The organism is Gordonia sp. (in: high G+C Gram-positive bacteria) (genome assembly GCF_020438995.1).
Classification (GTDB): Bacteria; Actinomycetota; Actinomycetes; order Mycobacteriales; family Mycobacteriaceae; genus Gordonia.
In genome coordinates this window covers 1-16,528 of record NZ_JAGQTN010000106.1, presented here as the reverse complement: position 1 = coordinate 16,528, position 16,528 = coordinate 1, and the positions used below count along the sequence as shown (strand labels likewise).

General features: G+C 66.0%; 18 protein-coding genes. 13 read left to right on the top strand and 5 right to left on the bottom strand.

The genetic code is table 11. The features are described from left to right. The first annotated feature begins 49 nt into the window (after positions 1-49). Both KDB67_RS08490 and KDB67_RS08485 read left to right on the top strand, forming a co-directional pair. Entirely contained in the window at positions 50-973 is a 924-nt protein-coding gene (locus tag KDB67_RS08490; protein WP_291014781.1) for an ATP-binding cassette domain-containing protein, read from the top strand. Next, complete coding sequence (locus KDB67_RS08485; RefSeq protein ID WP_291014780.1) at positions 970-1,770, top strand: ABC transporter permease; 801 nt, start codon at positions 970-972, stop codon at positions 1,768-1,770. The genes KDB67_RS08490 and KDB67_RS08485 overlap by 4 nt, the downstream gene beginning before the upstream one ends. Positions 1,771-1,857: 87 nt before the next feature. On the opposite strand, the gene KDB67_RS08480 is transcribed toward KDB67_RS08485, so the two are convergent. Beyond that, positions 1,858-2,202: an Lsr2 family protein gene (locus KDB67_RS08480; RefSeq protein ID WP_291014778.1), complete on the bottom strand. Its 345-nt coding sequence runs from the start codon at positions 2,200-2,202 to the stop codon at positions 1,858-1,860. Between the two features lie 219 nt (positions 2,203-2,421). After that, positions 2,422-3,399, bottom strand: coding sequence for a hypothetical protein (locus tag KDB67_RS08475; protein WP_291014775.1), 978 nt, complete (start codon positions 3,397-3,399; stop codon positions 2,422-2,424). 1 nt (position 3,400) lies between these two features. On the opposite strand from KDB67_RS08475, the gene KDB67_RS08470 reads away from it, so the two are divergent. The 5 genes from KDB67_RS08470 (at position 3,401) to KDB67_RS08450 (ending at position 8,108) form a co-directional block, all read left to right on the top strand. Then, positions 3,401-4,267, top strand: coding sequence for a rhodanese-related sulfurtransferase (locus KDB67_RS08470; RefSeq protein ID WP_291014772.1), 867 nt, complete (start codon positions 3,401-3,403; stop codon positions 4,265-4,267). Beyond that, positions 4,264-5,340, top strand: coding sequence for a GTP-binding protein (locus KDB67_RS08465; RefSeq protein WP_291014769.1), 1,077 nt, complete (start codon positions 4,264-4,266; stop codon positions 5,338-5,340). Before KDB67_RS08470 ends, KDB67_RS08465 begins: the two co-directional genes overlap by 4 nt. A gap of 142 nt (positions 5,341-5,482) precedes the next feature. Next, positions 5,483-6,520 carry an N-acetylmuramoyl-L-alanine amidase gene (locus KDB67_RS08460; RefSeq protein WP_291014767.1) on the top strand — a complete coding sequence of 346 codons (1,038 nt, stop codon included), beginning with the start codon at positions 5,483-5,485 and terminating at the stop codon, positions 6,518-6,520. 86 nt (positions 6,521-6,606) lie between these two features. Next, on the top strand, positions 6,607-7,491 hold the full coding sequence (locus KDB67_RS08455; protein WP_291014765.1) for an SDR family oxidoreductase: 885 nt from the start codon (positions 6,607-6,609) through the stop codon (positions 7,489-7,491). 62 nt (positions 7,492-7,553) lie between these two features. Further along, a complete protein-coding gene (locus tag KDB67_RS08450) occupies positions 7,554-8,108 on the top strand; it encodes a nucleosidase (RefSeq protein ID WP_291014762.1) in 555 nt (184 codons plus the stop codon). A 15-nt stretch (positions 8,109-8,123) separates the two neighbouring features. On the opposite strand, the gene KDB67_RS08445 is transcribed toward KDB67_RS08450, so the two are convergent. Further along, positions 8,124-9,002 carry a DUF6542 domain-containing protein gene (locus tag KDB67_RS08445; protein ID WP_291014759.1) on the bottom strand — a complete coding sequence of 293 codons (879 nt, stop codon included), beginning with the start codon at positions 9,000-9,002 and terminating at the stop codon, positions 8,124-8,126. A 101-nt stretch (positions 9,003-9,103) separates the two neighbouring features. Next, positions 9,104-10,318, bottom strand: coding sequence for a DNA recombination protein RmuC (locus KDB67_RS08440; RefSeq protein ID WP_291014756.1), 1,215 nt, complete (start codon positions 10,316-10,318; stop codon positions 9,104-9,106). 91 nt (positions 10,319-10,409) lie between these two features. Between KDB67_RS08440 and KDB67_RS08435 the strand changes: the two genes are divergently transcribed. The 4 genes from KDB67_RS08435 (at position 10,410) to KDB67_RS08420 (ending at position 14,379) form a co-directional block, all read left to right on the top strand. Further along, positions 10,410-10,685, top strand: coding sequence for a hypothetical protein (locus KDB67_RS08435; protein WP_291014754.1), 276 nt, complete (start codon positions 10,410-10,412; stop codon positions 10,683-10,685). Positions 10,686-10,812: 127 nt separating this feature from the next. After that, positions 10,813-12,114, top strand: coding sequence for an AI-2E family transporter (locus KDB67_RS08430; RefSeq protein WP_291014752.1), 1,302 nt, complete (start codon positions 10,813-10,815; stop codon positions 12,112-12,114). 32 nt (positions 12,115-12,146) lie between these two features. Then, positions 12,147-13,253 (top strand): redox-regulated ATPase YchF, encoded by a 1,107-nt coding sequence (gene ychF / locus KDB67_RS08425; RefSeq protein WP_291014749.1) that lies wholly within the window; start codon positions 12,147-12,149, stop codon positions 13,251-13,253. 493 nt (positions 13,254-13,746) lie between these two features. Continuing rightward, complete coding sequence (locus tag KDB67_RS08420; protein ID WP_291014747.1) at positions 13,747-14,379, top strand: hypothetical protein; 633 nt, start codon at positions 13,747-13,749, stop codon at positions 14,377-14,379. Positions 14,380-14,395: 16 nt separating this feature from the next. On the opposite strand, the gene KDB67_RS22370 is transcribed toward KDB67_RS08420, so the two are convergent. After that, positions 14,396-14,980: a Scr1 family TA system antitoxin-like transcriptional regulator gene (locus KDB67_RS22370; RefSeq protein ID WP_366851970.1), complete on the bottom strand. Its 585-nt coding sequence runs from the start codon at positions 14,978-14,980 to the stop codon at positions 14,396-14,398. A gap of 394 nt (positions 14,981-15,374) precedes the next feature. Here KDB67_RS22370 and KDB67_RS08410 point away from each other — a divergent pair, with 394 nt between their 5' ends. Both KDB67_RS08410 and KDB67_RS22365 read left to right on the top strand, forming a co-directional pair. After that, complete coding sequence (locus KDB67_RS08410; protein ID WP_291014741.1) at positions 15,375-16,019, top strand: DUF4145 domain-containing protein; 645 nt, start codon at positions 15,375-15,377, stop codon at positions 16,017-16,019. A 337-nt stretch (positions 16,020-16,356) separates the two neighbouring features. Beyond that, entirely contained in the window at positions 16,357-16,419 is a 63-nt protein-coding gene (locus KDB67_RS22365) for a DUF933 domain-containing protein (RefSeq protein WP_366851968.1), read from the top strand. Positions 16,420-16,528: the final 109 nt, after the last annotated feature.

The following is a 16,528-nucleotide window of genomic DNA, read 5'->3' as shown; positions in this document are numbered from 1 at the left end:
CGGGGCTCGTTCCGTCGTTCGATGCGCTCATCGCCTTCGTCGGGTAAGGATGGGTGACATGATCACAGTCGAACACCTCACCAAGAGATACGGCGACTATGTCGCGCTCGATGACGTGTCATTCACTTCAAAACCGGGACGGGTCACCGGTTTCCTCGGTCCCAACGGCGCCGGGAAATCGACGACGATGCGCATCATCGCAGGTCTGACGCCGGCCACGGCCGGAACGGCCACCGTCGGCGGTGTCGTATACCGCGACATCCCCAATCCCTCCACCCAGGTCGGCGTGCTGCTCGACGCGTCGGCACAGCACGCCGGACGCACCGGTGCCGAGATCCTGCACCTGAGCGCGATGACGCTCGGGGTGAGCCGCGCCCGCGTCGAGCAGATGCTGGCGATGGTCAGCCTCACCCCGGAGGAGGCCAAGCGCCGCGTGCGCAACTACTCACTCGGTATGCGCCAGCGCCTGGGTATCGCGAACGCGCTGCTGGGTGACCCGCGGATCCTGATCCTCGACGAACCAGCCAACGGACTCGATCCGGCGGGAATCCACTGGATGCGGACACTCCTGCGCGACTACGCCGACCGAGGCGGCACGGTGCTGCTGTCCTCGCATCTGCTGCATGAGATCGAGATCATCGCCGACGACCTGGTGGTCATCGGGCACGGTCGGATCGTCGCGCAGGGCACCAAGGATGAACTGCTCGCAGGCAACGGAACCCGCGTGCGGTCGCTCGACGACGGCGCGCTGGCGCAGGCCATGACGGACGCCGGTATCGTTGCCCGGCCAGTCGTCGAGGGCGGCTTCATCGCCGACGCAGCACCCGAGGACATCGGCCGGCTCGCCGCCCGCATCCAGATCCCGCTCGTCGAACTGCGCCCGGGCGACGGGGCCAACCTCGAACAGATGTTTCTCGATCTCACCGCGGCGACCGCGCGTGAGGGTTCAGCCACCCAGGGGGCACCGCAATGACCACTTCAGCCACCCCGACAACCACAGGAGTCGGCGCGGGAAGGTCCGGCATTCCGTTGAGCCGGCTCATCCGAGTCGAGATGCGCAAACTCATCGACACCCGCGCCGGATTCTGGCTGATCGCCTCCATCGGCCTGATCACGCTGGCCGTGATGATCGGCCTGCTCGCAGGCAACCGGAACAAGCCGGAGAATCTGAGCTTCGGCGAGATCTTCGGCCTGATGAACATTCCCACCGCGATCATCCTGCCGGTCATGGCGATTCTGCTGGTCACCGGCGAATGGAGTCAGCGCACCGCGCTCACCACATTCGCGATGGAACCCCGCAGGGAGCGGGTGGTCATCGCCAAACTCGTCGCCGCATTCGCCGCTGCTGTGGGGGCTGTCGCGCTCAGCCTCGTGCTGGGCGCCATCGGCACTGTCATCGCCGGAATTCTCTATTCCGATCCGGCCGGGTCGTGGTCATTCTCGGCCGCCGGTATCGTGAATGCGTTTGTCATCCAGATCTTCGGTCTGCTGCTCGGATTCGGGTTCGCGGCGCTGATCCTCAACACGCCGGGTGCGATCGTCGCCTACTTCGCGTTGCCCACCGCTCTGAGTATCGTCTCGGAGCTGTTGCCCTCGTTCGGCGACAGCGTGGGTGAATGGATTGATTCGGGGGCCACGCAGGTTCCGTTCCAGTCCGGTGACTGGGCCACGGGCGGCGAATGGATGCGCTTCATCGTCTCGGGCATCGTCTGGATCGGAATTCCGTTGGCGTTCGGAATTCTGCGGATTCTGCGGACCGAGATCAAGTAGCCACTCAGGGCAAGATCACCCGTACCAGCACAGATGCGCCGCCGGCTACCGGAGCCGGCGGCGCATCTGTGCTGGGTGGGCGAAGATTCAGCGGGCGGACTCGTATGCCTCGATGACGCTGTGCGAGATGCGGCCGCGGTCGCTGACCTCATAGCCGTTGGCCTGTGCCCACTCGCGGATCGCCTGGGTCTGTTCCTTGGTCCTGCCGCTGCCGCTGCGGGTTGCCACGGCGCGGCGAGCGCCACGGGCGGGCGCGGTGACGCGGGAGACATCGATATACGTCGCGAGGGCGTCACGGAACGCCTGGGCATGTTCCGCCGAAGTGTCGAACTCGTACGTCTTACCGTCGAGGCTCCACTCGATGGTTTCGTATTCATCGAGTGCTGCACCATCCAGATCATCAATGACCTGGATCACTTCCTTCTTTGCCATTCTGCGCTCCGTTCGTGATAGCCAAAGTCGTGACGAACCCATTTCGGCCGAACTACGGACCGAAAGGCTGAAACTCAGCATACAACAACAAAACGATGCTTCGGTCATCGCCGCTGTCCGCGAAGGTGTATATGTTCGAAATTCGGCGGCGAATGTGTGCGGAGAGGTTTGGTACAGTGCCGAAGAAATGTCCCTGATTCACAGGGAAATGTAAGGTTTCTACCGAGGTGCGGTCGAAGTTACGCCATTGTCGATGGTGTCGGCACCTGGAGTGCTGTTTTCCGATTCCGTGGAACCCGGATCACCGTCGTCGGTGGTATCACTGTTGTCGGCGGCATCACCACCGGGTTCCGGTGCGGTGTCGGTCACATCCGTCGTGCCGGTATCGGTATCGTCCGGATCGGCGGCCGAGACCATTGATTTCGGTGCCGGATCTGTGGCGTCGAGATAGGCGACCTGGGATCCGGTGATCAGGAATCCGCTCTTGGTACGCGATTCCAGGCAATACAGTCCGGACACGTCCGTGAGGCACGAAATGCGCGACATCGTGATCGTGGTGCCATAGGGCAGCACGGTGCTCCGGTAGAGGAGATTGACATCCTTACCCGCGTCGCACAGTCCCAGACCGGCCCCTTCCGAGTTCAGCGTCACCAGGTTTCGTGACCGGTCGCACGCCATGGCACCACCGCCGGTCGAGGACGTGCCTGCGGTCGGTTCGCCGGTGAGATCGCCGTCGAGGGCCCGGCATACGAGAGTGCGGCTGTCGAGCGAGGTGGAGCAGTTGAGCTGGCGGTCCGGCGTGGAGAAGTGATAGCCCGACGCGTTGCCCCGCGAGCCGTTGCGCGTGGTGGCGCCTATGCCGTAGTCGGCGATATCGGCGCGCGGTGCCATGGAGATGACTCGCCCGATTGTTCCCGCCCGCAGCCGGTTCGGGGTATCGGCGCCCTCGTCGCCGCGCGTCCTCGGCGTCGATGTCGACGGTGCCGCGACGGTCGACAACTCATCGGTGGGGGGCAGCTCGATGCGCTCGGGGGGCGAGTTGTCGAGCAGGGAGCACCCGGCGGTCAGCAGCGCCGCGACCACCCCGAGGCCCGCGACGGCGACCCGGCGGCGAGTTCCCGGCCGGGGGCCGCAGTGTGCGTGCCTGTCGGGTTCGTGCGCCCCGAGTCCGTGCCTCCCGTGTCCGTACCATTGCACCGTGGCAACCCCTAAGATCGTGCTGTTCTACGTATTCACCCCCCTGCCGGACCCTGAGGCGATCAGGTTGTGGCAGCAGGCGGTCAGCGAGTCGGCCGGGGTCACCGGCAGGATAATCGTGTCGCCGCACGGGATCAACGCCACGGTCGGTGGCGACATCTCCGCCGTCAAACAGTACGTGAGGGCCACCCGCAAGTACGCGCCATTCTCCGGCGCGGACATCAAATGGTCCGAAGGGACAGGCACGGATTTCCCCAGACTCAGCGTCAAGGTGCGCCCGGAGATCGTTACGTTCGGGGTGCCCGACGAACTCGAGGTCGATGAGTCCGGCGTGGTCGGCGGGGGCGAGCACCTGACCCCCGAACAGGTGCATCAGCTGGTCGCCGACAAGGGCGAGGACGTGGTCTTCTTCGACGGACGCAACGCCATCGAGGCGCAGGTCGGCCGGTTCCGGAACGCCGTCGTCCCACCCGTGGCCACCACCCGCGACTTCGTGCCGCTTCTGGACGCCGGGGTCTTCGACCACCTCAAGGACCGCACCGTGGTCACCTATTGTACCGGCGGGGTGCGCTGCGAGGTGCTCACGCGGCTGATGAGGGCCCGCGGCTTCGGCGATGTCTACCAACTCGACGGCGGCATCGTGCGTTACGGCGAGACCTACGGTGACGACGGCCTGTGGGAAGGGTCGATGTTCGTCTTCGACGACCGGATGACCGTCGACTTCTCCGACCACACCGAGGTGATCGGGCGGTGCTCCGAATGCGGCGCACCCACCGCCAACATCGAGAATTACCCGGATCGGCTCGGCCGGGAACTGCGCGTCGTGTGCCCGGAGTGCGTGCCCGGCGCGGTTCCCGCGGGGTCGTGAGCTCGCGCCGCGACCGGCGGGCGATCCCGGTCGTCATCGTCGCCGGATTTCTGGGTGCCGGTAAGACGACGCTGCTCAACGCGCTGCTCGGCAACACGGCCGGGGCGCGCCTGGGAGTGGTCGTCAACGACTTCGGGGCCATCAACGTCGACGCGCTGCTGGTCTCGGGGCAGAGTGCGGGGACCATCAGTTTCGGAAACGGCTGTCTGTGCTGCACCGTCGACGCCGACGGCCTGGCCGAGGCGCTGAGCGGGCTCGCCGCCGCGCCGGCGGGGCTGGACGCCATAGTCGTGGAGGCCAGTGGGATCGCCGAACCTCGTGCATTGATCAGGATGGTGGCTCGGGTCGCCGATCCGGCGGTTCGGTACGGCGGGCTCGTGTACGTGCTCGATGCGGTCGCCGCCGCAGGCACGCATGTGCGCCATCCGGAGATCGGCGGCCACATCGCGATCGCCGATCTCGTGGTGATCAACAAGGCCGACCTCGCCGACGATCGCACCCTGGCCGGGGTGCTCGCGATGGTCGGTGAACTCAATCCGACGGCGCCGCGGATCGTGACCACCGAGGGCCGCATCGACTGCGACGCGCTGTTCGACCTGTCGGATCGGCCCGAACCCGGCGACGACCTGCCACGGCAACTGACGCTCGACGAACTGCTGCGTGCCGACGATCGCGGGGCGGGGGAGCAGGGCCACCATACGCACCTGCATGATGCTTTCGATTCGGTATCTGTGCAGGTAGTGGGCCCGATCGATCCCCGGCGGCTGGCCGCCATGCTTGAGCGGCCACCCACCGGGTGCTACCGAATCAAGGGCGTGGTGTGGCCGGCCGGTGCGGCTGAGCAGTTCGCGGTGCATGCCGTCGGCGGGTTCGTGCGCACCGAGCGGACCGGAGTTCGGCGGATGCCCGCCGCGCCCGTAAGCAGCCTGGTTGTCATCGGCACCGATCTCGACGCGGGCCAGGTCAGGGCCGATATCGAGGGATTGTCCGCCGACCCGGACCTCGACGACGAGTTCGGAATCCTGCGCATCACCCGGCATCTTCCGGCCGCGTCACAGCTGTCTAACGATTGATCCCGACGGCTCACGCCGGATTCTCTTCCTGGCGCATCTCTGGTTCACTTGTTACAAATGTGACTGTTGTGACCAAAGTTGCGCAATTGAAGGGAGGCGGCACCGACACCGCGCACGTTGTGCGTCGTCGTGCCCACGCTGCATGATCAAGACCCGATTCGCCCGAGCGCGCACGATTACCGTCGCGGTTTCCATCGCCGCGGCGTCCTCGGTGGCCGCGACCACCCTCGTCGCTCCCGAAGCCCATGCCGCCCCGCTGGCAGGCACCACCGTGTTCCTCGATCCGGGACACCAGGGCAGCGCCGCCGGTCACCGGCTCGACGCGCAGGTGCCCGACGGTCGCGGCGGCAAGAAGGACTGCCAGACCACCGGCAGCACCTCCGTCAACGGAGTCCCCGAACACACCGTCAACTGGCAGATCACCAGGCTCGTGAAGGCAGGACTGGAAAGCCAGGGCGTCAAGGTCGTGCTCAGTCGCCCCAACGACACCGGCTGGGGTGGCTGCGTCGACCAGCGCGCCGCAGCGGCGAGCCGATCCCGCGCCGCGGTGGCGGTGAGCCTGCACGCCGACTCCACCTCCAGAGGGCCGGACGCGGGCAAGCGAGGCTTCCACATCATCGTGCCCAAGCTGCCGATCCCTGACAAGACGGTCAATCGCGTGCAGTCCGGCGCCGGCCGCACGGCATCGGTGGCGATGCGTGACGCGTTCGTCAGCGCCGGCCTGCGGCCCGCCAATTACGCGGGTGTCCGGGACGGGCTGCAGGGGCGCTCGGACATCGCGGCCGTCAACCTCACCACGGTGCCCGCGGTATTCATCGAGATGGGCAACCTGTCCAATCCCGCCGACGCAATGGCGCTGACCTCCAAGGAGGGGCAGCTCAAATACGCGCTGGCCATCACCGACGGCATCACCCGCTATGTCACCAAGACCGCGCCGACGGCCGAGACACCCCCGGTGAGCACGGGTAACCCGCCGCAACCGGCCCCACCGGCCGCCGACGACAATCCGTTCGCCGGCCTGCGGATCGTGCTGCCGTTCGTGCAGAAGCTCATCGCCGCAGGAGACATCGCCGAGGTCATAAAGATTCTCGCGACCGACGGATCGGACGTGTTCTCGCAGGTCCTCAAAGCGATGCTCGAGATCGTGTACGGTCTCGCGGGAGGCAAACTGCCGTTCTGATCCACCCGGGTGCCGGGGTCGCACCATTGCTCACCGGGCGTCGGGGGTGGTGTGAGCCCCGGCCGATCGCTGATTAAGGTCAAGCCATGGCATTGAAGGATCTCGTCCTCATGAAGCCGCCGGTGCCCACGCTGCGCGGTCGTACGGTGCTCATCACCGGCGCGGCCAGCGGCATCGGCAAAGCGACGGCGATCGCCGCCGCCCGCGACGGGGCGCGACTGGTGCTCACCGACCTGCGCGCCGACGACCTCGATGCCGTCGCGGCGGATATCTGCCGGTCCGGGGGCACCGTGGTGTTGCACCGCGCCGGTGACGTCTCGGACTACGACTGGGTGGTGGCCTTCGCCCGTGAGGTCGATGACCAGGTCGGCACCATGGACGTCGTCATGAACGTTGCCGGGATATCGGCCTGGGGCACCGTGGAGAACCTTGAGCATCGGCACTGGCGGTCGATGGTCGATGTCAACCTCATGGGCCCCATCCACATCATCGAGTGCTTCGTGCCGCAGATGGTGCGGCGAGGCGAGGGCGGGCATCTGGTGAACGTGTCATCCGCAGCCGGGCTGCTGGCCCTGCCCTGGCACGCCGCCTACAGCGCCAGCAAGTTCGGTATCCGGGGAGTGTCCGAGGTCCTGCGGATGGATCTGCGCCGGCACAACATCGGCGTCTCGGTAGTGTGTCCGGGCGGCGTGGCCACCCCGCTGGTCGGGACCGTCGACATAGTCGGCGTCGACAGGAACGACCCCAGGGTGCGTAAGCAGATGGACAACTTCCACAAGATCGCGGTCAGCCCGGAGAAGGCTGCCGCCGCGATCATCACCGGTGTCGAGAAGAACCGGTTCATCGTCTACACCTCGTTCGACACCCGCTTCGGCTACTGGTGGAAGCGTAAGTTCGCGCTGCCCTACGAGGTTGTGATGCGGATCGCCAACAATCGTTTCAGCAAGGTGGCGGCCCGCGCCCGTGCGTAGCCTGACCGGCCCCGCTGCCGGGCCCTGCTGCCCGGCTATTGCGGCGATGGCAGCATAGGCGCGTGACCTCATTCGATCCCGGCGTCCTCCTCGTATCCGCGACCCGATCGGAGGCCCGCTACGTTCCCGACGGCGCGCGCCTGCTGATCACCGGCATAGGCAAGGTGGCCGCAGCCCTTGCTCTCACCCGTGAGTTGGCATCGGGTGCGCCGACACAGCGGATCGTCAATATCGGCACCGCGGGTGCACTGCACGATCACCATGCCGGCCTGTTCGTGCCGTCGACCGTGATCGAGCACGACATCAGCAGTGACGCCCTCACCGCGATGGGCTATCCGGTGATCGACAGCTGGGATCTCACGGGCGGCGACGGAACGGTGCTCGCCACCGGCGACACCTTCGTCGCCGACCCGGCGCATCGGGCGGAGCTGGCCACCCGCGCCGACCTCGTCGACATGGAGGGTTGTGCGATCGCACACGTCGCGGCCGCATTCGAGATTCCGGCGACGCTGGTGAAGGTGGTCAGCGACAGCGCCGACGAGAAGGCGCTCGACTGGCCGCAACTGGTCGATCAGGCAGCGCGGGAACTCGGCGAGTGGGTGCGCGGCGAACTCTGACTCAACCCGGTCGCGTCAGGAGCGCTCGGGGGGCGGTGCGTCGAACACCTCGGCGCGGATATCGGCGGGCGATCCGGGGATGAACGACTTGGCGGCCGCCGCCCGGGACACCTGCCCGGCCGTGGCCCGGCGCTGACCACCCTGGGCCGGGGTGCGTGCGGACCCCGAGCGTGGTTTGGGCGCGTTCGAGCGGGTCGGCGATTCAGTGCGGGCGGCTCGTGCCGGTGCGGGGTCGCCGCCCGGTCCGTGTGGACGTGCCCGGCGGCCACGGCCGCGACCGGGCGGTACGACCACTGGCTGCTCGCCCGACGTCGGCTCGGATGCGTCCGGCGTGTCCGGGCGTTTGCGGCCGAGTCTTCTCGACGACCGCGCGCGTGCACCGTCTTTCGAACCGGTCTGCGACGAGTCCTTCGCCGGCGATGAGTCCTTCTTCCGCTCCGGTGCCCGCTCCGCGGCCGGTGGTCTGGTGACGAACCAACGGGCCACCACCAGCGCCAGCGTCACCAGGAAAGTGATCGCCAGCCATGGAAACACGTCGGCGATCGGCAGCAGGACCTGCAGGATCAGGCTCTTGAGGCTGGCCGTGGAGCGGTCGGCGTTGACCGTGTACAGGGTGATGATGCCCACGCCGAACGCCACCAGCGGCGGCTGGGCCGCAGCGGTGAACAGGGCCCGACGGCGCACCAGCAGTGCCGCGGCGACACAGCCGACGAGGAAGCAGAACTTGAACGTCGCGCCGAGTTCGTCGGTGCTGCGGGCGTCGATACCCGCGCCGACCGCGGTGATCGCGACGGCGATCAGAACCGCACCCCACCAGGGCACGCCACGCAGGGTGGGCAACACCGACTGCTGGCCGGCGGGCACCGCCGATGCGGTTCGTTGCGCAGAAAACACACCTAGACGGTACCGGTTATATGCCCGGATGCGTCGCAGCGCTGCCCCATGTGTTTCTCCGGTGCGGCTGTGTTCTCGTTCGATGTCCCGGTGTTCGGAGTTCAGTGTTGCTGGGCACGACTACCGGGAATCATGGGACGCACGGTGTCGTCGCCGGTCTCACGGGCCCGGACGGCCGATCGGGGTACGGAGTCGACTTCGCCTGGTGTGGTGGGTTCTGCCAGGTCACCGAGCGCTTCGAGGCCCGCGAGTTTGCGGGCGGTGACCGCGACCCGCGTGTCGATCACCCCGACCGCAGAGTTGTACGACTCGACGGCCCGTCGTAGAGACACCCCGACACGGTCGATGTGGGTAAGGACACTGTCGATGCGCTGGTGCAGTTCGACACCGAGCCGGTGGATCGAGGCAGCGTCCTGGGCCATCGCGTCGGTCCGCCACGACAGCGCGACCGTGCGCAGCAGGGTCATCAGCGTTGCGGGTGTGGCGGGGACCACATTCAGGCCGAAGGCGTACTCGATCAGGTCCGGGTCGGCGCGGGCGGCGGCATCGAGCACCGGGTCGCTGGGCAGGAACAGCACCACCAGTTCGGGCGTGTTGTCGAACGACGACCAGTACGCCTTTGACGAGAGCTGTTTTATGTGCCCGCGCAGGGCCCGCGCATGCGCCGTCAGCGCCTCGGCGATCGCGTCAGGGTCGGTTTCGGAGGCGGCTTCCAAGTAGGCGTGCAGCGGCACCTTGGAATCGACGACGATGTCGCGGCCCTGTGGCAGATGCACCACCATGTCGGGACGGATGCCCGACGGGTCGTCGCCGCGGCTGCCCGCCCGCGACACCTGCGTCGAGAAGTCGCAGTGCCTGCTCATTCCGGACAGTTCGACGACCCGTTCGAGCTGCACCTCGCCCCAGCGGCCCCGCACATGCGGCGTGTGCAGGGCGTTGGTCAGCGCGCGGGTCTGGTCCTGTAGCCGGTGCGATGTCTGATGCATGCCCCGGACCTGCTCGGACAGCCCCGCGTAGGCGTTGATGCGGCCGTGTTCCACCCGGCGCAGTTCCTCGCCGAGCTGGTTGAGGGTGCTGCGTAGTGGATCGACGAGGTGGCCCACCGCGGACCCGATGGCCGCCGACTGCCTGCGGGCGGCGTCCTCGGACGCGGCGGCCAGCGATGCCGCGGCCATCTGATGCGAGGACCGCAGGGTGGCGGCCTCGGCGCGGGCGGCGGCCAGTTCGGACCCACCGCGGGCGGCGTGCGCGGTCCACCCCAGCGCACAGCCCACGAGCAGCGCGACCACGGCCAGAAGAACAGCGGCGAGACTCATGTGACACATGATGCATGCCGGGTACGACAATCATCGATACCGTTGCAACCACGATGGTGATGTGCATTACACCGCATGTAAGAATGAGGGTATGAGCACACCGTTTCGTCTGGGCGGCACCGATCCGGGAGCCGGAGACGTACCCCTGTCGGAATACCCCGAGTGGGCGCGCGACCTGCTGACCGGCCTCTACGGAGCCGACGCCGTCGACGCCGAGACCCGGCGTGAGGAACGCCTGTCGGCACAGCCGCGTCCTGCCGCCGACGTGACCGCCTCCGCCACCTGCCTTGAACTCGAGGCGATCACCCACCTGGCACGAGCCATCGAAGGCTGGTTCGGCCGCCGCCGCCGCTCCCGGCACTCGTAAGTCCGCGCCGCGCCTGAATCGTTCACTCTTTCTGCCGCCTGTTCCGCCGGTTGAGGCGCGAGGAGCGTAAGCGACGATCCTCTAAACCCCGCAAGATGGCATCGTCCTCTCACCGGATTTCACCGGAATGTGTGAGGATGCGAAGGTGACCGACACACCCGCTGACGCGCAGGCCGACGTGCCCGAGCTGTACCCGACCCGCACCGAGATCATGTTGCGCGGGCTACGATCGACCGCTTTCGTCAGCCTGCAGGTGGTGGCGTGCGCGCTTGGTCTGTGGGTGCTGTTCTGGGTGCTGGGCCAGGCCTGGGTGGTGCTGCTGCCGGTGCTGTTCGCTGTCGTCCTGTGCACGGTGCTGTGGCCGCCGGTCCGCTGGATGCGCGCACATCGCGTACCCCCGGCCGCCGCGGCCGTGGTGATGATGCTGGTCGGTCTCGGCGTGATCGCCGGAATCCTCGCGATCATCGTCCCGTCGATCATCGACCAGGTTCCCGACCTTGCGAGCAAAGCCACCGACGGCATCAACAAGGTGTACGACTGGCTGCAAGGCCCGCCGCTGAACATTGACGACGAGCAGGTCGACAACGTGGTGGCCACCATCATCAAGAAGGTGCAGTCGAGCGCCACGACGATCGCCGCCGGTGTGTTCACCGGTGTCGGTACGGCCACCTCGATGATCGTCACGATGTTCACCACGCTGATCCTGGTGTTCTTCTTCCTCAAGGACGGGCCGAAGTTCGTTCCGTGGCTCGACCGCAGCATCGGCCGTCCCGCCGGCTACCACATCGGTGAGGTGCTGCTGCGGATGTGGAACACCCTCGGCGGTTTCATCCGCACCCAGGCGCTGGTCAGTTTCATCGACGCCTTCTTCATCGGCGCAGGCCTGTTGATCCTGCAGGTACCGCTGGCCGGGGTGCTGACGGTGATCACCTTCATGGGCGGCTTCATTCCCATCGTCGGCGCATTCGTCGCCGGTGCGCTGGCCGTGCTGATCGCGCTGGTTACCAACGGCATGACCACCGCCCTGATCGTGCTGGGCATCATCCTGGCGGTGCAGCAGTTGGAGGGCAACGTGTTGCAGCCGTGGCTGCAGGCCAAGTCGATGGATCTGCACGCGGTGGTGGTGTTGCTCGCGGTGACCCTCGGCGGCACGCTGTTCGGTATCACCGGCGCCTTCCTGGCGGTGCCCGCCGCGGCGTGCATCGCGGTTACGTTGCGGTACCTCAACGAGCAGATCGCGGATCGGGCGGGGGAGACGCTGCCGCCGGTGGGCGCCCCGATCACCGAGGCGATCGGCGAAGACTACGAGCTGACGCCCGACGATGACGGGCCCTCCGGCGAGGATGACGACTCCGGCGCCGACGCGGACGTTCCCGCGGGTTCCGGCGGTTCAGCCGGAAAGCCGGAGTCCGGGGAGGACGGCGGGTAGCCGGTCCGCAGCGCCCGATAGACTGACCCCCCGTGAGCCTCACCCTCGGGATCGTCGGTCTGCCCAACGTCGGCAAGTCCACCCTTTTCAACGCCCTGACCCGTAACGACGTCCTCGCCGCGAACTATCCGTTCGCGACGATCGAACCGAACATCGGTGTCGTCGAATTGCCCGACGTCCGCCTGACCAGGCTCGCCGAGATCTTCGGTTCGGTGCGGATCCTGCCGGCGACGGTGTCGTTCGTCGACATCGCCGGCATCGTCAAGGGCGCCTCGGAGGGCGAGGGGATGGGCAACCAGTTCCTGGCCAACATCCGCGAGGCCGACGCCATCTGCCAGGTGGTGCGCGTGTTCGCCGACGACGACGTGGTGCACGTCGACGGCCGCGTCGACCCGCTCGCCGACATCGAGGTCATCGAGACCGAATTGATCCTCGCCGACATGCAGACCCTGGAGAAGGCGATCCCGCGACTGGAGAAGGAGGCGAAGAAGAACAAGGACCTGGCCGCCGAACTGACCGCCGCCAAGCAGGCCCAGGAACTCCTGAACTCGGGCAAAACCCTGTTCTCCCAGCATGATTCGTTCGATCTCTCGTCAGTGCGCAGCCTGCACCTGATGACCGCGAAACCGTTCCTGTACGTCTTCAACGCCGACGAATCGGTCCTCACCGACGACGCCAAGAAGGCCGAACTCCTCGCCGCGATCGCCCCCGCCGATGGCGTTTTCCTCGACGCCAAGGTCGAATCCGAACTCCTCGAACTCGACGAGGAAGACGCCCAGGAACTCCTGGACTCCATCGGCCAGACCGAACCCGGCCTACGCTCCCTGGCCCGCGCCGGCTTCCACACGCTCGGTCTGCAGACCTACCTCACCGCCGGCCCGAAAGAGGCCCGCGCCTGGACCATCCACCAGGGCGACACCGCCCCCAGGGCCGCCGGTGTCATCCACACCGACTTCGAAAAAGGCTTCATCAAAGCCGAAATCGTCTCCTTCGACGACCTCGACACCAACGGCTCCATGGCCGCCGCCAAGGCCGCCGGCAAGGTCCGGATGGAAGGCAAGGACTACATCATGAAAGACGGCGACGTCGTGGAGTTCCGTTTTCAAACAACATCAGGCGGCAAAGCCGCTGCCAAGTAGGCGGACTGCGCGGGTGCTGGGCAACTGTTGACCTTACGAAACGAGGTGCGGCATGACGTCCGTTCCACTATCTCCACGTCCGCTTAGTCAGTTCATTCACGTACCGGACATGCGATACAACAATCGCTATTTCGGACCCGATTCCGATGATGACTGCCCGTGCGGGTCACGGCGTCGTGCTCGCAGCTGCCATCGCGCCCGTGACCAATCCTGGGTTGCGCAACCCCCTCGACCCCTCGTCACCGGCCCCAGGACCGGTTATGCCAACCCGGACTGCTATGGGAATGTGAGCGCGGACTGCTCTCGGGATACCACACGTGAACACTGGCTTAGTGCCGAGACGCTGCGGCACATCGCGGCCGATGGAAGTGTCGTCAGAGTGGGCAACGCGGCGTGGCTGGGTGAACGGCCATATGCCGACGTGGGGGTCAACTCTCTGTCCTCTCGGATACTCTGTGGACGACATAACGGAGCGCTGAGTCATCTCGATACCGTGGCGTCGGCATTCTTCCAGGCTTTTCGGGATGAACAAGCCGAGATGATGCTGCATCGCGAGACCGATACTGAGTTCCGTTGCGCGTTTGCCGTGCTGAACGGTCCAACTCTGCAACTCTGGCTGCTCAAGGTGTTATGGGGTGCGCTCGTTTCCGGTCTCGCAACGGTCGATGGGCGGATTGCCAACCGATTCAGGCTCGGTGTCGATTCGGCGCAGCTGGCGGAGATTCTGTGGAGAGGAGCGGCGTGGCCCATTACCTGGGCGTTCTACATGTTCCCCCGTAGTTTCGAGGGGCCGGTACGCATGAACTCGGCCGGACTCCGATTCATCAATGTTGGACCCGAGATCGTAGGTGGCACCGTGAAACTCAGCGGGTTCGACTTTTGCCTCGCATTTGAGCGCCCGCACGTTCCTTTTATTCGCCAGCCTGGCGCAATAATATTGCAGCGCAAAGGCTTCAGACACTGGAAGATGTTCGCGTTCTGCTGGCCAGACGAAGGACATCAACCAATACATGCGGGATGTAAGGTGCCCCCCGGTGCGGATGTCTACGAACGCCCCGAGTGTCGTCCAGGTGGCGGTGTAATCGACCTTTCTCAGCTAAGGCATACCCGCTCCACGCTTGACTAACGTGCGATTCACCCATTTAGCGAAGATGAGCGGTGACCCCTTCACGATCACGATGCAATGGGTCACGCATGTGCGCCGCTCCGGCGCTCCTCGGACGAGCGCTCGGGTGGCGTCGCAGTAGGCGGCTTGATCGGCGACCAGAGGCGAAGGTCTTCTCGTGCAAAGCGATCTCCGATCCGGCGGCCGGGTGATTGTCAGTTCGGTGATGGCGATCTCGGTGAGCACCTCGTTGCGGTCGCACACGATGACGTTCGTCGTAGGGGCCGCGGTGCGCGGCATCCGGGGTGATCACACCGAGCCGGACGTTCGGGCGGTCCAGTTCGCCGCGGAGGTGTTCGAGCTGCGCCGCCATCACCGCGCCGTCGCCGACTGTCCGGTGCAGCGCCGCTTCGCCGATCAGGATGTGGAAGCGGTGCCCGCCGCGCTGCAGGACGAGCTGGCGGACAATCCGCATGTGGACGGCCTCGTCCAGGTCGTCACGTCCACCGGTGATCGCGGTGCAGGCGTGCAGGATTGCGTGGGCGTAGTCCCGCTCAGAATCGCGGCGATGCAGTCGTGCTGTTGACCGGTGAGTGACGGCGCGGGCGTCTACCAACCTCACGATGAAGTCGGCGTACGGGGGTGCGTGGATCGGCCACCGGAGGAAGGCCAGCTCGGGCTCTGCCTCCAACGCGTCGAGGTCGCCGGGATTGACCCGGATCAACTGCCCACGCGTATGGACGGAAAGGTTCCGTCAGCGACGCGGCGCTGAATGGTGGTGTAGCTGCAACCAAGGTCGCGGCGGTGCGGCTTTCATGCTGACGAGACGGCAAGGATGGGACATGGAACACGCTCCACGCTGGATATCGAAGTCCCGTAGTCAGCGGGGTGCGAGCGCGAGCGCGGGTGCGTGTGTGGGCGGCACCGGGACATCTAGTGATGCCGTGACGGTAGCTCAGAGCAGTGGATACAGTCAGACGACGGCACCGTGCCGCGCATGGGAGAGGTGGGTTAATGTGGCCGAGCAACGCGGGCCTGTAGAGGACGACGATATCCGCGCGTTCATCTGCCCGAGCTGCTCCCAAGTCGCAAGCAGTCGCGTCATCGGCAGGTTCGTGCAGAACGTATCGTGGGAGCCGCCGGCCGAGTTCGCGCTTCTTGCGTGCAGCTCGGCGGAGTGCCAAGCTCCCGTCGTACAAGTCCGCGAGGATTTCGGCGGAGGGTACGAGTTGGATACACCTGGCATCTACTTCCCGACGCCGCGCCGCCTCAACCCTGCCATCCCCGAAGAGCTGCGAGCAGAGTTCAGCGAGGCCCGGACTTGCTTTGACGCGAAGGCGTACCGGGCGAGCGTGATGATGGCCCGGCACGCGCTGGAGCGGACCTGTCACATGAACGGCGCGACCAAGGGGACGCTTCAGACGAAGCTAGAAGCCCTTGAAAAGCAGGGCACCATCAGCGGCGATCTCACGGAATGGGCTGACCTCCTGCGGCTTACGGGCAACGCAGGTTCGCACGATGACGACGACGTGTCACCCGAAGACGCCAAGGACATGCTCGACTTCACTGAAGCACTGCTCAATCACCTCTACGTGCTGCGTGCCCGGTTCGATGAGTTCAAGGCCAGGAGGCAACAGAAGGCCTCCCCGAACAACACCTAATTGGCTGTCTATTCGCGCCAGATGACCTGAACCATCTTGGGGTCGAATACCTTTCAGCCCCGCGTTCCTCGGCGCAGCCCACCGTGCACAGGGTGTCGATCATGGCGCGCTGCGACATCAGGCCCACATCCAGGAAGGCTGCCGAGGGGTTGCCGGTGGCGAGGAGTTCCCCGAGTGCGCTGCCGGTGCGTTGCGTGGACGGCTTCGGTTCGGTGGCTTCGAGTTCGACGCACACGCGGTCGGTCGCGGAGCGGTGGCGCAGCCCGTCGATGATTCCGGCGCCATAGTCGGCGTCGATGGTGGCGAGCCGGGCGCGTAGCGATTCGACCCGTTCGAGATGGAAGGTAAGGACTACATCATGAAAGACGGCGACGTCGTAGAGTTTCGCTTCAACGTCTGATCTGACCACCTCGAAGTCCCGGTCTTGTTCGTCGTGCAGGTTCGTCGGATTGTCGTAGGCACCTGGTATCCCTGAGCTGGCAGGTCGCATCAATGACAGCCGTCCGATG

Bases quoted from the DNA above. Each gene is read 5' to 3' on its own strand.
- KDB67_RS08490 (WP_291014781.1), top strand. From the start codon at position 50: ATGGGTGACATGATCACAGTCGAACACCTCACCAAGAGATACGGCGAC.
- KDB67_RS08485 (WP_291014780.1), top strand. From the start codon at position 970: ATGACCACTTCAGCCACCCCGACAACCACAGGAGTCGGCGCGGGAAGG.
- KDB67_RS08480 (WP_291014778.1), bottom strand. From the start codon at position 2,202: ATGGCAAAGAAGGAAGTGATCCAGGTCATTGATGATCTGGATGGTGCA.
- KDB67_RS08460 (WP_291014767.1), top strand. From the start codon at position 5,483: ATGATCAAGACCCGATTCGCCCGAGCGCGCACGATTACCGTCGCGGTT.
- KDB67_RS08455 (WP_291014765.1), top strand. From the start codon at position 6,607: ATGGCATTGAAGGATCTCGTCCTCATGAAGCCGCCGGTGCCCACGCTG.
- KDB67_RS08440 (WP_291014756.1), bottom strand. From the start codon at position 10,318: ATGAGTCTCGCCGCTGTTCTTCTGGCCGTGGTCGCGCTGCTCGTGGGC.
- KDB67_RS08435 (WP_291014754.1), top strand. From the start codon at position 10,410: ATGAGCACACCGTTTCGTCTGGGCGGCACCGATCCGGGAGCCGGAGAC.
- KDB67_RS08430 (WP_291014752.1), top strand. From the start codon at position 10,813: ATGTGTGAGGATGCGAAGGTGACCGACACACCCGCTGACGCGCAGGCC.